Raw genomic sequence first — 13,279 nt, 5'->3', positions numbered from 1 at the left:
CGGCGCTCGCGGCGGCCCCGCGGTCACCAGTCCTGCGGCTGCGTGGAGTCCTGGCGCTGCTGCGAGTGGAACGAGGCCGGGTCGGCGTGCGTACCGAACCGGGGGACCTGGCGCTGGGCCGGGATGCCGGGCATCCGGTCTCCCCGGACGGCCGCGGGGTCGTTCCAGTCGGGGGTGCCCATGACCACCAGGGGGTCGAACATCACGACGACGGCGGCCAGCAGCAGGAAGCAGGCCGGGCCCAGCAGCATGGGGACGAGCAGCGCGGTCGCGCTGTCGCCGGAGCCGGCGGAGGAGGCGGTGACGGCGGCGGGGTGGAGATGGACCCTGAGGGCGGCCATGCCCGTGTAGTGCATGCCGCTCACCGCGACGCCCATCACGACGCTGGCGCCGAGGCTGGGCAGGAAGCCGTGGATGGAGACCGCGGCCCAGAGCGCGGCGGTCGAGGCGACCACGGCGATGACGACCGAGAGCGACACGGTGATCGTGTCGTACTCGAACTGCCCATCAAGTCGCATACCGGCCATGCCGAGGTAATGCATGGAGGCCACACCGAGTCCGGTGATCGTTCCTCCCGTCACCAGCGCCATGCGGGTGGCGCCGCGGTACCCGACCAGGAAGATCCCGATACCGACCATGACGATCGCGACGGCGAGGCTGGCGAAGGTGATCGGTTTGTCGTAGCCGATCGGCGCCTCTTCGACGGTGAACCCCACCATCGCGATGAAGTGCATCGTCCAGATCCCGGACCCTATGGAGGTCGCGCCCAGAGCCAGCCAGCCGGCCTTGAAGGAACGCTCGGTACGCAGTGACCGGGTGGTACAGCGCAGGCCCAGGGCCGCGCCGAGACAGGCCATGAGGAATGCGGCCACGGGAGTGACCGCCCCGTAGCCGAAACCGTCGATTGTGCCCTGCATGCTCGTACGCCCTTCGCAGAAGCCCGGGTTCGGATGACCCTAAGGCGCAAGGCCCGGCAAACAAACAGAAGAGCTGCATTTTATCGACAGGGACGGCGGCCCGTGACCCGGTCCCCGAGGTGCGTTCACGTCGTGGCCATCCGTCGCCCCTTCCCTGTTCGGGGACGGCTGGGACCCTCGGGCCGTCCGTCACTCTGACGCAAGGAGTCCACGTGTACGCAGGCACCGCAACCGCCTCCGCCACCGCCGTCGCCCTGCTCGGCGCCGGCGCGTTGTTGATGTCGAGCACGAGCGCCGGGACACCGGGCACGGACGCCACCGCGGCCGGCCGCACCGTGGCGGTGGCCCGCACCGTCGCCGCCCCTTCCGCGACCGCCGCCGGCACCGGCGTCCTGCCGCTGGGTGACGTGACCCGGGGCCGGACGGACGACCCGCTCGTCATCGCCCACCGGGGTGCGTCGGCGTACGCGCCGGAGAACACCCTGGCGGCCGTGGACAAGGCGGACGTCCTGGGCTTCGACTGGGTGGAGAACGACGTCCAGCTGACCCGGGACGGCGTGCTCGTCGTCATCCACGACACCAGTCTGAAGCGGACCACGGATGCCGAGGAGGTCTTCCCGGGCCGTGCTCCCTGGGCGGTCAAGGACTTCACGGCGGCGGAGATCGCCCGGCTGGACGCGGGCAGCTGGTTCGGTCCGCTCCACGCCGGGGCCCGCGTGCCCACACTGCGGCAGTATCTGCACCGGATCGGGCGCAACGGCCAGAACCTGCTCCTGGAGATCAAGAGCCCCGAGACCTATCCCGGAATCGAGCGGGAGACCCTGCGGGTCCTGCGCCAGGAGGGGTGGCTCGACCGCGAGCACGTCCGCGGCCGTCTGGTGATCCAGAGCTTCGGCGCCGGCAGTGTGCGCAGGGTGCACGAGCAGCGTCCGGACGTCGTCACGGGTTTCCTCGGCACTCCGGCCGTCGCGGATCTGCCGTCGTACGCGGCGTTCACCGACCAGATCAACCCGGCGTACACCTCGCTCTCGGGCGAGTACGTGGCTGCGGTGCACGCGCTGAAGGGCCCGCACGACAAACGGCTCAGGGTCAGCGCCTGGACGGTCAACGACGCCGGGCACGCCCGACAGGTCGCCGGCTACGGCGTGGACGGCATCATCACCAACACCCCCGACGTGGTGCGTGAGGCCACCGGCTGACCGCTCTGGGCACCGTGATCCGGCCTCCGTTGTCAGTGGGCGGTCGTACGGTGGTGGGCATGAACAGCGACGGGGTTGTCGAGTGGGCCGTGGTCGACAGTGACATCGGCCCGCTCCTGCTGGCCGCGACCGGGGCCGGGCTGGTGACCGTGGTCTTCCACGCCCGGCCGGCGGTCCGGGACAGGGTGCTGGACCGGTTGCGCAGCCGACTGGGCGCCGAGCCCGTGGAGTCGCCCGGCTCCGCACGCCTCGCCGAGCCGATACGCCAGCTCACGGCCTACTTCGCGGGCACGCTGCGGGAGTTCTCGCTCGACCTGGACTGGTCGCTGACGAGCGGCTTCAACCGCCAGGTGCTCCGCGAACTGGCGACGGGCGTGCCGTACGGCGCGGTCGCGGGGTACGGAGACCTCGCCGACCGGGTGGGCCAGCCCGGAGCGGCCCAGGCGGTCGGCGCCGCGATGGGGTCCAATCCGCTGCCCGTGGTGGTGCCCTGCCACCGGGTGGTGGAGAGCGGCGGCGGCCTCGGCGGCTTCGGCGGCGGGCTGGAGACCAAGCGGCAGCTGCTGGCTATGGAGGGTGTGCTGCCGCAGCCGTTGTTCTGAGCCGGCGGGGCCGCCTGCGGGGTCGTGCCCTGATCCGGCATGACGGCATGACCTGCGAGACCCGGACGCGAGAGTCGGGCTCGGGGTTCGGACGCGGGGGCGGCGCGGGGTTCGGACGCGGGGGTCCGGGCCCTGCGTGCGGCCTGGCACACTGCGTCGGTGCCCCACACCATCGATGCTCCCGACACCCCCGACGGACCGCGTCCCGCCGGACCGGTCACCGCGGCGGACCTGCCCGCACTCCGGCGCAGGACGACCGGCGTGCTCATCGCCAGTCAGATACTCGGCGGCCTCGGCGTGCCCATCGGCATCGCCCTGGCCCCGGTGCTGGCGACGCGCGTCAGCGGCTCCGAGGCGCTGTCGGGTCTCGCGCCCACCGCGTCGGTGACCGGCACGGCCCTGCTCTCGCTGCCACTGGCCGCGCTGATGACCTCGCGGGGCCGCCGACCCGGACTCGTGCTGGCGTATCTGATCGGCGCGCTCGGCGCGGGCCTCGTGGTCCTGGCGACCGTCGTGGAGAGCTTCCCCCTGCTGCTGCTCGGCATGGCCGGGTTCGGCGCGGGTTCCTCGGCCAACCTCCAGGCCAGGTTCGCCGCCGCCGATCTCGCCGAACCCGACCGCCGCGGCCGGGCGATCTCGACCGTCATCTGGGCCACCACCATCGGCTCGGTACTCGGGCCGAACATCGCGGCCCCGGCGGGCCGGGTGTTCCGGGGCACCGCCGTGTCGGAGACGGCCGGCCCGTTCGTCTGGGCGGCCGGCATCTTCCTGCTCGCCGCCGTCGTGGTCGCGGTGCTGCTGCGGCCCGACCCCCTCCTCACCGCACGCGCCCTGGCCCCGCAGGAGAACCGGTCCGCCGGGGGCCGTTCGCTGCGCGCGGGTGTCGCGGCCGTGCGGGCGTCGCCCATGGCCCGGCTCGCCCTGGTGACGGTGGCCGTCTCGCACACCGCGATGGTCTCGATCATGGTGATGACTCCGGTCGACCTCGGTCACCACGGTGCCGGCCTGCAGCTGATCGGCCTGGTGATCAGCGGCCACATCGCCGGGATGTACGCGTTCTCGCCGGTGATGGGCTGGCTGGCGGACCGCTTCGGCCGCCTCACCGTCATCGGTCTGGCGGCCGGGCTGCTCGCCCTGGCCGCTCTGCTGGCAGGCACCGCGGGCGCCGCGCACGGCAGGACCGCGGCCGGCCTGTTCGTACTCGGCCTCGGCTGGTCCGCGGGTCTGGTGGCGGGTTCGGCGCTGCTCACCGACTCCGTACCGCAGGCGGCACGCGCCGCGGTGCAGGGACTGTCGGACCTCACCATGAACGCCTCGGCGGGCATCGGCGGCGCGGTCGCCGGGGTGATCGTCTCCCAGGCCGGCTACGGCTGGCTCAACCTGGCCGGGGCCTGCCTGCTGCTCCCGATGGCCGCACTGACACTGCGCCGGACCCTCGTTCGTCGCGCCACGGCCTGATACGGGAACGATGCGGCCGGATCCGGGCCTCTGCCTGATCCGGGACAGAGCCTGATCCGGGAGGCGTCCGCCCGACCGGGCGGCAGGATCCGGGCCCTCGCCGCTCAGCGGGCCGGGATCGGGCCCCGGCTGCTCAGAGGCCCGGGGCCCGGGCTGCTCAGAGGCTGATGTGGTACGCCTTGCGCAGCGTCTCGTGCACGGTCCATGTCGTCCGGTCGCCCTCACGCAGCACACAGGCGTCGCCGGGCCCGATCTCCAGCGTGGCGCCGCCCTCGACCGCCACGGTCGCTCGCCCGCTGACGACGACGAACAGTTCGTCGGCCTCGGTGTCCGTGACCACGCCGGGTGTGATCTGCCAGATTCCGCGTACCTGCTTGCCGTCGGCCGACTCCCACAGCACCTTGCCGGTGACTTCGGGCTCACCCGAGACGATCTGCCCGGGGTCGAGCGGTTCCGGTTCGAGCGCGGCGTCGGGAATGTGCACGGCGAAAGAGGCAGGAGCTTGATCAAATGTGGTCATGGCCGGTCACCTTAGCCACCGCCTCCGGACGTCGCGCCACCAGGACGGGCTGAAAGAACCCCGACTCGTCGGGCTCGTGCCACACCGGCTCCCGCAGTCCGGCCCGCGTCGTGAACTCGACGAGCTGATCCTGTGACAGCGCCCAGTACGAGGTGCGCCGCCTGCGCACGTTCCAGCCGTCCCCCGCCGCCGTCTCCGTCTCCGTGGCGGCGGCCGTCTCATGGTCCGCCGGCGCGGTGGGCAGCAGCTGGAAGTGCTCCAGGTCGTAGCGCTCGCCGTCCGGCTTCCAGTGCCACAGCTGGAAGGTGACCACCCGGCCTCCTTCCCCCTCCCTGACCTGCGCAGGCGTGGACACCGGCCGTTCGCGGCGCAGCCGGTCGTACGGCCGGGTGGACAGCAGCAGCACCCCGCCGGGCCTCAGCACTCTGCGCATCTCGCCGAGCGCGGCCAGCACCGCCTTCGGAGTGAGCAGATGCGGCAGGGAGTTGTCGGCGCACACGACGACGTCGAACGAGCCGTCGCGAAACGGGAGCTTCGCCATGTCGGCGGCGGTGACCGGCAGTGTCAGCCCGCGCGAGGCCGCCTCCTGCGCGGCACGGAGCACCGCGACGGGGCTCAGGTCGCTGCCGGTGACCCGGTATCCCCGTGCGGCCAGCCCCAGTGCCTGGGTCCCGATGCCGCAGGAGCAGTCCAGCACGTCGAGCGCGACGGCCTTGTCGCCGCAGTCGACCGTTCCGCCGATGAGCGCCGAGAGAGCGGCCGCCTGCCGCGCGATGCTCGCCTCCCAGTCCGCGTACATGAGGTCGTAGTCCGCGGCCAGGTCATCGTAGAAATGGCGAACCGTGGACGATGGGCGGTCGGTCGGAGGGTTCATGGCCCGACGTTAGCGGGGCGGCAGCGACTTCCGGCCGCCGGGGCGGGTCCACGTTTGAGTGCGCACCGTCCGCGACAGGGATGTGAACATGTCACTGACCGAGCCGTCCGCCGCCCCCCGCTCCCCCGTTCTCTCCGCGGAGGTACGGGCCGCTCTCGCCGAGCACCGGCCCGTCGTCGCCCTGGAGTCGACGATCATCGCGCACGGTCTGCCCCGCCCGCGCAATCTGCGGGTCGCCGAGGAGCTGGAGGCGATCGTGCGGTCGGCCGGTGCCGTGCCCGCCACCGTCGCCGTACTGGACGGCAGCGCCCGGGTCGGCCTGGACAAGGCCCAGTTGGAGCGGGTCGCCGAGGACCCCGCGATGCGCAAGCTGGGGCACCGGGACCTCGCACCGGCACTGGCGACGGGCGCGAGCGGTGCCACGACGGTCTCGGCGACCGCGTTCCTCGCGGCACGGGCGGGCCTGCGTGTCTTCGCGACCGGCGGTCTCGGAGGCGTGCACCGGGGCTGGACCGAGACCCAGGACGAGTCCGCGGATCTGCGGCTGCTGGCCCGGACGGGCATCACCGTGGTCTGCGCGGGAGTGAAGTCGATCCTGGACGTGCCCGCGACTCTGCAGCGTCTGGAAACGCTCGGGGTTGGGGTGCTCGGATACGGCACCGACCGGTTCCCCGGCTTCTATCTGAGCAGTTCCGGCGAGCCGGTCGACTGGACCGTCCGGTCGCCCGGGGAGGTGGCCGAGGTGATGGCAGCACAGGACGCGCTGGGCGGCCCCGAGGCCGCGCTGATCGTGGCCAACCCCGTACCGCGGGACGAACAGCTGGATCCCGGTCTGCACGACCGGGTGCTGGCCGAGGCGCTGGACGCGTGCCGGGAGCGCGGCATCACCGGCCAGGCCGTCACGCCGTATCTGCTCGGTCATCTGATGCGGGGCACCGGCGGGGCGTCGCTGGAGGCCAACCTGGCGGCCGTCCGCGGCAATGCGGCGCTCGCGGCACGGATCGCCACGGCCTGGGCCGCCCGGTGACCGGCGGCCTTCTGATCGTGGGGGACGTGGTCACGGACGTGGTGGCGCGGCACGGTCCGGAGCTGCTCCACGGCACGGACACGACGGCCAGGATCCGGACACGGGCCGGCGGCGCGGGGGCCAACGTGGCCTGCTGGGCCGTTCGTTCGGGCTGCCGCGACGTGCGGCTGGTGGCGCGTGTCGGCGCCGACTCCGCGGACTGGCACCGGGACCGGCTCCGGCGCGCGGGCGTACGCGACCTGCTGGCCGTGGACGAGGACGCGCCGACCGGCACCGTCGTCGCCCTGGTCGACCCCTCCGCCGAGCGCACCTTCCTCACCGACAGCGGGGCCGTGCTGCGGCTCTCCCCCGACGACTGGTCACCCGCGATGCTCGACGGCATCGCCCACCTCCATCTTTCCGGCTACCTCCTTTTCGCCTCGACCAGCCGTGCGACGGCCCTGCTCGCCCTGCGGGAGGCCGGACGACGGAACATTCCGGTGAGCATCGACCCGGCGTCGGCGGGGTTCCTCGCCGAGCTGGGCGTCGACCGCTTCCTGGCACTGGCCGAGGGCGCGGATCTCCTGCTGCCCAACGCGGACGAGGCACGGCTGCTCACCGGGCTCCCCGAACCGTCGGACGCCGCCGCCAAGCTGAGCCTGCTGGTCCGCCAGGTCGCGGTCACCCTGGGCGGGGGCGGCGCGCTGCTCGCCACCGAGGGAGCGGTGACCGCTCGCGTTCCGGCCGCGCCCGTGCCCGCGGCCGTGGACTCCACGGGGGCCGGTGACGCGTTCACGGGAGGCTTCCTGGCGGCGCGGCTGGCAGGGGCCGATGACGCGTCGGCCGTGGCGGCGGGGTGCCGGGCGGGGGCGGAGGCCGTCACGACCGTCGGCGGGCGGCCACCGCTGCCCGCCGGGTGACGGCTCCCGCTACCCGTCCCGCCGCCGCAGCCCGGTCCAGGCGGGACGGTGCGGATCGTCGGCCCTGACGATCGCGTCCGCGTGCGCGGAGGGCGCCACCTCGTCCTCGTACCGGGCGAACGCGGGCAGGGTCCACTGCTCGTCCTGCGGCGTGCGCCGCCGCAGCGCACCGGCCGACAGCCGCAGATGGACACTCAGGTCGAACGGGAACCAGTGCCCCAGCAGCAACGGCCCGTGCAGGACCAGCACTCCTCCTTCCGGCAGGTGTCGGTACGGGCTCCGCGTGGCACGGTCCGTGACCGGATCCCACAGGTCGGGCAGCACCCGCCCGCTCCCGCCCGGCTCCAGCGGCCCGAACACCTCGCGCCACAGGGCCCCGGTGTCGAACCAGCTGCCGTAGTACGAGTCGGGGTCCCGCCTGCCGTACTCGTACCGCAGACTGGCGGGCCGCAGGAACCCCGCGGTGGACACCGGCAGCACCGCCCGGCCCCGCAGCCGCAGCCTCTGGGCGACGGACTCGGCCGGCCCGGCGGTACCGGCCGCCGGAGCGCCGTCGACCGCGATCCTGAGCCAGGGGCCGCCGTCGGCGGGCTTCAGCGCGTCGGCGTGCGCGGCCAGCTCGTCCGCCAGCCGCTCCCAGGTGATCGCTTCGAATCGCACGGGTCCATCCTGCACCCCTGCCGAAATTCGGCGGCACCCACCGGCCCCGCCCGTTACGGTCCTGCTCATGGATCTCGAATTCGCCCGCACGTTCGCCACGCGGTGGCAGGACGACTGGAACTCCCACGACCTGGACCGCATCCTGGCGCACTACCACGAGGACGTGACGTTCAGCTCGCCCATGATCGCCAGGTTCACCGGCGACGCCTCCGGCACGGTCCGCGGCAAGAGCGCGCTGCGCGCGTACTGGACCCGGGGCCTGGAGCTCATTCCCGACCTCGAGTTCGAGGTGATGGACGTGCGGGCGGGCGTCGACACGCTGGTGATCGACTACCGCAACCAGATCGGGGGCCGGGTGTACGAGGTACTGACCTTCCGCGACGGCCTCGTGAGCGCCGGCCTCGGCGCGTACGGGGAGACACTCGCCCGCTGACGGTCGGCGCCCGGGGGCCCGGCGGCCGTCCCGGGGCGCCAGAGGGCGGCGCCTGTCACTCCTACTTCTTTCCGCAGTCCGCCGCATCGGCGTCGTCGGAGAGCGGGCTGCCCTCGGGCAGCAGATAGGTCACCCAGAGGACGACGGGTTCGGTGCCCAGATTGCGTCCGACATGGCGGTGCTTCGCGCCGGACGGCTCGATGAAGGACGTGCCCGCAGGGGTCACTTCGACCGTGCAGTCGTCCAGGGTGCGGGTCAGCGTCCCGGACTTGACCACGGCGATCAGCTGGCCGCGGTGGGTGTGCCAGCCCGTGGAGCCGCCCGGCTCGACCGTGATCGTGCGGAAGGTGACATCGGCGCGCCCCTTCGGTGCCTTCACCTTCAGTTTGCCCACCGAGGTGCCTTCCGCGACCACGGTGCCGCTCACCCCGCTGCCGGGGGTGGCGACGGCCGCCGCCGGGACGAGGCCGAGCGCGGCCACGCAGCCCCCGATGACGAGCGCCTTGCCCAGGCGCATCTCCTGCCCCCGCCACCTCCGAGGCCTCTGCTGTACCTGCTGTACCTGCTGTACCTGCTGTACCTGCTGTCTGCCGATTCTCACGGGCGACTCCTTCTCATCAGTGTCCCGGACATCCCAAATGCCCCGACACTACCCAGAAGTTGACCGATCGAATCACGCCATCGTCCGTCACGCGCCGCGCAGCTCCACGGCGAGCGCCCCCTCGCCGGACACCTCGATCCGTCCGCCCTTGACGGCCTCGGCGAACGTCAGCTCTCCCCGCCCGAGCGCCAGACAGAGCTCCGCGTCGAGAGCGATGCGCGCGTCGGCGCGGGCGGCGGGCCCGTCCCCGTAGACCGGCTCGCCCGGCACCGGCGTCCCCGTACGGACATGGAACTCGCCCTCGTCCAGGTGCACATCGACCACCCCGCCGGCCACTCCGCCGAAACCTTCCAGCGCCCGCAGCAGCGGAAGGGCGAACCAGTGGGCCCGGACCGCGTCCGTGGGCCGCCGTTCGGCCAGCGCCGGCGCCCCCCACTCGGCGAGCGCCGCGAGGACGGGCAGCAGCCCGTGCCCGCGCCCGGTCAGTTCGTAGACCGTGGCGGCGGCGGGCGGCGGCAGTCTGCGGCGGGTGACCAGCCCGCCGTGCTCCATGTCCTTGAGCCGGGAGGCGAGGACGTCCGTACTGACTCCGGGCAGGTCGGCGTGGAGATCGGTGTAGCGGCGCGGACCGGCCAGCAGTTCACGGACGATCAGCAGGGTCCACCGGTCGCCGACCGCGTCCAGGGCCCGGGCGCCGGCACAGAACTGGTCGTAACTCCGGCGGCGGGCCGGGCGGGTTGCGGGCTGTGGCTGACGTGGCATGCGACGCAGTCTAGACATGTTGTTGGACTTTCCAAGCCCAAGCTTGGTAAAACCAAGTATCGCAATCGGGTCGGGGAGGCACGCATGGAGTTCCGCCAGTCCAGCAAGCTCAACGAGGTGTGTTACGAGATCCGGGGCCCGGTCATCGAACACGCCAACGCCCTGGAGGAGGCGGGCCACAGCGTGCTGCGGCTCAACACGGGCAATCCGGCGCTGTTCGGCTTCGAGGCGCCGGAGGAGATCGTCCAGGACATGATCCGGATGCTCCCGCAGGCCCACGGTTACACGGATTCGCGCGGCATCCTGTCCGCCCGCCGGGCCGTGGCGCAGCGCTACCAGGCGATGGGGCTCACCGAGGTCGGCGTCGACGACATCTTCCTCGGCAACGGCGTCTCCGAGCTGATCTCCATGGCGGTGCAGGGGCTGCTGGAGGACGGCGACGAGGTGCTCGTCCCGTCCCCCGACTACCCGCTGTGGACCGCGGTGACGACGCTGGCCGGCGGGAAGGCCGTGCACTACGTGTGCGACGAGGAATCGGACTGGAACCCCGACCTCGCCGACATGGCCTCGAAGATCACCGATCGCACCAGGGCGGTCGTGATCATCAACCCGAACAACCCGACCGGTGCCGTCTACCCCCGCGAGGTACTGGAAGGCATCCTCGACCTGGCCCGCCGGCACGGCCTGATGGTGTTCGCCGACGAGATCTACGACCAGATCCTGTACGACGACGCCGAGCACCACAGTGTGGCGGTCCTCGCGCCCGACCTGGTCTGCCTCACCTTCAGCGGGCTGTCGAAGACGTACCGCGTGGCCGGGTTCCGCTCCGGCTGGATGGTGGTGTCGGGACCCAGGCAGCACGCCCGCAGCTATCTGGAGGGGCTGACCATGCTCGCCTCCATGCGCCTGTGCCCCAACGCGCCTGCGCAGTACGCCATCCAGGCGGCCCTCGGCGGCCGTCAGTCCATCCGGGAGCTCGTGGTGCCCGGCGGCAGGCTGTACGAGCAGCGCAACCGTGCCTGGGAGAAGCTGAACGAGATCCCCGGGGTGTCCTGCGTGAAGCCGAAGGGCGCGCTGTACGCCTTCCCGCGCATCGACCCGAAGGTGCACCCGATCGTCGACGACGAGAAGTTCGTCCTGGATCTGCTGCTGCGCGAGAAGATCCAGGTCGTCCAGGGCACCGGCTTCAACTGGTCACGGCCCGACCACTTCCGGATCCTGACCCTCCCGTACGCTGACGATCTTGACGCGGCGATCAGCCGCATCGGCCGCTTCCTGGCCGGGTACCGGCAGTGACCGGCCCCCGGGGATGAACGGAGACCGATCGTGAGCTGTCCCGCCTGCCGGGTCCCCGTGCACACCCAGTTCGCCTCGTTCGACCTGGTCGGGCCGATCGTCGAGGGCGGGCTGGACCCGGCATCCGACCCCGCCTGGGCGGACTCCGGCGCGAAGTCGCCGGCGGAGTACGCGCGCTGGGCCGGTCATCTGTGCGGAATGACCTGTCTGCGCATGGCGCTCGGCGCCGGCGCCCCGTCACTCTTCGCGCTGCGGGACGGAGCGCTGGAGTACAGCGCGTACACCGAGGACGCCGACGGCGGGATCCGGGGACTGGTCTACGCCCCGTTCGCCGCATACGTACGCGAGAGGCACGGCCTGGAGGCCACCGTCCACCGGCATCTCGCACCGGCGGAGATCCTGGAGCTGCTGAACGAGGGACGCTCCGTCATGGCGTCCGTGCACTACGCGATCCGTCACCCGCAGCGGCCCGCGCCGGGACGCGGCGGCCATCTGGTGCTGCTGACATCGCGCACGGCCGACGGGACGGGCGTGCACTTCCACAACCCGTCCGGTACGACGGCCGCGACCCGGGCGGCGGAGCTGCCGCTGGCCGGCTTCGAGCGCTTCTTCGCCGGGCGCGGGGTATCGCTGCGCGCGGCGAGGTGACGCACGCGCCCCGGAAACGGGAGCGGGCCCGAGGGCGTAGCCGGCCCCCGAGCCCTGTGATTGCCGCCTGTACGGCACGCCGGCACTTTTAAAGGTCCCGTGTCAGTTTTATGTCGCCGCGTCCTGCCTTTAGACGACCGCGGACCGAAGCTCCGCGGGCCGGAGTCGAACCGGCATCTCGACGCACACGGGCACGGGCCCGGTTGATCCGGCGATAGGCGGCGCATGCTGAGTCTGGAGCAAGAGTCTGAGATTGATCGCGGCCTGCCTCTGCCATTTGGGCCACCCCGGCCCGTGTCCGTACGGGATGTACGGAGGTGCGGAAGTGCCGGGGGGAGGAATCGAACCTCCACTTGGACCGCGTCGTCACGACAAACTTCAGTTTCAGCTTTGCGCTCCTCGCGCACCCCGGCCGCTTCGACCGCCGCCGGGGATTCCATGGTCGGTCACCTCATCCGAAGAGGTAACCGAAGACCGCATCACCCACCCGCTGGTCCGTGACGTCCACGCCGTTGGCCTCCTCGCGGGCGAACTTGACGGCCTGCTGGAGCTTCTCCACCCGGTCGAGCAGCTCGTTGATCCGCCGCGCGGGCAGCGCACCGGAGAACTTGACCGTGGTCCAGTAGCCGATGGGGATGTCCTCGTAGTACACCTCGACCTGCGCCGGGTGCTTCTCGGTGGCCTCCGCCTTCACGTGGTTGCGGGGGACCTTCTTCGTCCGCAGGGTCCGCACCGGCTCGGTCTTCCAGGAGTCGGTGGAGGGGTCCTGGTTCCACGCCTCGGAGGCGTCGAGCACCGGGAGCTTGCGGACGAAGGTGTTGATGTCCGTGAGCTGCTTCTCCAGGAAGAGCAGATACGACACCGGTACGCCGCTCACCAGGACGCGTCCGTCGACCGAGACGTCGGCACGGGCCGCGCAGTTCGCCCAGTCCTTCGTGGCGGTCACGTCGAAGAGGCGGGTCAGCGTCGCCGCGGTCTCCCGCAGCACGTCCTCGGCCTTGATCTGCACCAGGGTCGACTCGGGCGGCAACTGCTCGCCCTCCTCGTCCTTGGGCTGATAGGTCCGGGAGATGCCGGCCAGCAGACCGGCCTTCTGAAGGCCGTGATGCGCCGCCGTCAGGTCCTGGTGAGCCTTGGACTTGACGCCCTTCTCCACTGCGATGATCTGATTGAGTTTCGCCACGTCCAGGAAGCTAGCAACAGCAACACGCTTCGCACCAGGGGTTTTTGGCGCCCCGGATCCGCCCATGAGGCGCACGCCCCGCCCGTTCGGGTGGTTTCCGCGTGACGCCCCTGCGCCGCCGCTGCCGGGCGGGGGCGGCTTGCCACAGTGAGCCCCGCGCGTCCGCGCCTGCCCCCGCCTCCGGAACGAAGGGCTTCCCC

The 13,279-nt window shown here is 72.0% G+C and carries 15 protein-coding genes and 1 tRNA gene; 8 read left to right on the top strand and 8 right to left on the bottom strand.

Annotated features, from left to right (window positions below; genetic code table 11):
• Positions 1-23: 23 nt before the first annotated feature.
• Complete coding sequence (locus ACIQMX_RS22505; protein WP_363078576.1) at positions 24-917, bottom strand: MHYT domain-containing protein; 894 nt, start codon at positions 915-917, stop codon at positions 24-26.
• A 212-nt stretch (positions 918-1,129) separates the two neighbouring features.
• Between ACIQMX_RS22505 and ACIQMX_RS22500 the strand changes: the two genes are divergently transcribed.
• The 3 genes from ACIQMX_RS22500 (at position 1,130) to ACIQMX_RS22490 (ending at position 4,176) form a co-directional block, all read left to right on the top strand.
• Positions 1,130-2,116 (top strand): glycerophosphodiester phosphodiesterase family protein, encoded by a 987-nt coding sequence (locus ACIQMX_RS22500; RefSeq protein ID WP_363078574.1) that lies wholly within the window; start codon positions 1,130-1,132, stop codon positions 2,114-2,116.
• Between the two features lie 59 nt (positions 2,117-2,175).
• Positions 2,176-2,718: a methylated-DNA--[protein]-cysteine S-methyltransferase gene (locus tag ACIQMX_RS22495; RefSeq protein WP_402480523.1), complete on the top strand. Its 543-nt coding sequence runs from the start codon at positions 2,176-2,178 to the stop codon at positions 2,716-2,718.
• Between the two features lie 159 nt (positions 2,719-2,877).
• Positions 2,878-4,176 carry an MFS transporter gene (locus ACIQMX_RS22490; RefSeq protein WP_363078570.1) on the top strand — a complete coding sequence of 433 codons (1,299 nt, stop codon included), beginning with the start codon at positions 2,878-2,880 and terminating at the stop codon, positions 4,174-4,176.
• A gap of 157 nt (positions 4,177-4,333) precedes the next feature.
• Here ACIQMX_RS22490 and ACIQMX_RS22485 read toward each other — a convergent pair whose 3' ends face one another.
• Together ACIQMX_RS22485 and ACIQMX_RS22480 are read right to left on the bottom strand one after the other, a co-directional pair.
• Positions 4,334-4,696 (bottom strand): cupin domain-containing protein, encoded by a 363-nt coding sequence (locus ACIQMX_RS22485; protein ID WP_363078568.1) that lies wholly within the window; start codon positions 4,694-4,696, stop codon positions 4,334-4,336.
• Entirely contained in the window at positions 4,683-5,570 is an 888-nt protein-coding gene (locus tag ACIQMX_RS22480) for a class I SAM-dependent methyltransferase (protein WP_402480520.1), read from the bottom strand. The genes ACIQMX_RS22485 and ACIQMX_RS22480 overlap by 14 nt, the downstream gene beginning before the upstream one ends.
• An 88-nt stretch (positions 5,571-5,658) precedes the next feature.
• On the opposite strand from ACIQMX_RS22480, the gene ACIQMX_RS22475 reads away from it, so the two are divergent.
• Together ACIQMX_RS22475 and ACIQMX_RS22470 are read left to right on the top strand one after the other, a co-directional pair.
• Positions 5,659-6,597 (top strand): pseudouridine-5'-phosphate glycosidase, encoded by a 939-nt coding sequence (locus ACIQMX_RS22475; protein WP_363078564.1) that lies wholly within the window; start codon positions 5,659-5,661, stop codon positions 6,595-6,597.
• On the top strand, positions 6,594-7,496 hold the full coding sequence (locus tag ACIQMX_RS22470; RefSeq protein WP_363078562.1) for a sugar kinase: 903 nt from the start codon (positions 6,594-6,596) through the stop codon (positions 7,494-7,496). Before ACIQMX_RS22475 ends, ACIQMX_RS22470 begins: the two co-directional genes overlap by 4 nt.
• Positions 7,497-7,505: 9 nt before the next feature.
• Here the strand turns inward: ACIQMX_RS22470 and ACIQMX_RS22465 are convergent, their stop codons facing one another.
• Complete coding sequence (locus tag ACIQMX_RS22465) at positions 7,506-8,156, bottom strand: uridine kinase (RefSeq protein WP_363078560.1); 651 nt, start codon at positions 8,154-8,156, stop codon at positions 7,506-7,508.
• 67 nt (positions 8,157-8,223) lie between these two features.
• Here ACIQMX_RS22465 and ACIQMX_RS22460 point away from each other — a divergent pair, with 67 nt between their 5' ends.
• On the top strand, positions 8,224-8,589 hold the full coding sequence (locus tag ACIQMX_RS22460) for a nuclear transport factor 2 family protein (RefSeq protein WP_363078558.1): 366 nt from the start codon (positions 8,224-8,226) through the stop codon (positions 8,587-8,589).
• Between the two features lie 61 nt (positions 8,590-8,650).
• On the opposite strand, the gene ACIQMX_RS22455 is transcribed toward ACIQMX_RS22460, so the two are convergent.
• On the bottom strand, positions 8,651-9,106 hold the full coding sequence (locus ACIQMX_RS22455) for a cupin domain-containing protein (RefSeq protein WP_402480762.1): 456 nt from the start codon (positions 9,104-9,106) through the stop codon (positions 8,651-8,653).
• A 171-nt stretch (positions 9,107-9,277) separates the two neighbouring features.
• A complete protein-coding gene (locus tag ACIQMX_RS22450) occupies positions 9,278-9,952 on the bottom strand; it encodes a winged helix-turn-helix transcriptional regulator (RefSeq protein ID WP_402480515.1) in 675 nt (224 codons plus the stop codon).
• A gap of 84 nt (positions 9,953-10,036) precedes the next feature.
• On the opposite strand from ACIQMX_RS22450, the gene ACIQMX_RS22445 reads away from it, so the two are divergent.
• Positions 10,037-11,248 carry a pyridoxal phosphate-dependent aminotransferase gene (locus tag ACIQMX_RS22445; protein WP_363078554.1) on the top strand — a complete coding sequence of 404 codons (1,212 nt, stop codon included), beginning with the start codon at positions 10,037-10,039 and terminating at the stop codon, positions 11,246-11,248.
• A 30-nt stretch (positions 11,249-11,278) separates the two neighbouring features.
• Positions 11,279-11,896 (top strand): peptidase, encoded by a 618-nt coding sequence (locus ACIQMX_RS22440; RefSeq protein ID WP_402480512.1) that lies wholly within the window; start codon positions 11,279-11,281, stop codon positions 11,894-11,896.
• A gap of 326 nt (positions 11,897-12,222) precedes the next feature.
• Here the strand turns inward: ACIQMX_RS22440 and ACIQMX_RS22435 are convergent.
• A tRNA-OTHER gene (locus tag ACIQMX_RS22435) sits at positions 12,223-12,309 on the bottom strand.
• A gap of 38 nt (positions 12,310-12,347) precedes the next feature.
• On the bottom strand, positions 12,348-13,079 hold the full coding sequence (locus tag ACIQMX_RS22430; RefSeq protein WP_363078550.1) for a hypothetical protein: 732 nt from the start codon (positions 13,077-13,079) through the stop codon (positions 12,348-12,350).
• Between the last annotated feature and the right edge of the window lie 200 nt (positions 13,080-13,279).

The sequence above is a fragment of the Streptomyces sp. NPDC091416 genome (genome assembly GCF_044756845.1).
Taxonomy (GTDB): domain Bacteria; phylum Actinomycetota; class Actinomycetes; order Streptomycetales; family Streptomycetaceae; genus Streptomyces.
The sequence above is the reverse complement of the archived record's forward strand: the minus strand, read 5'-3'. Positions and strand labels throughout refer to the sequence as shown.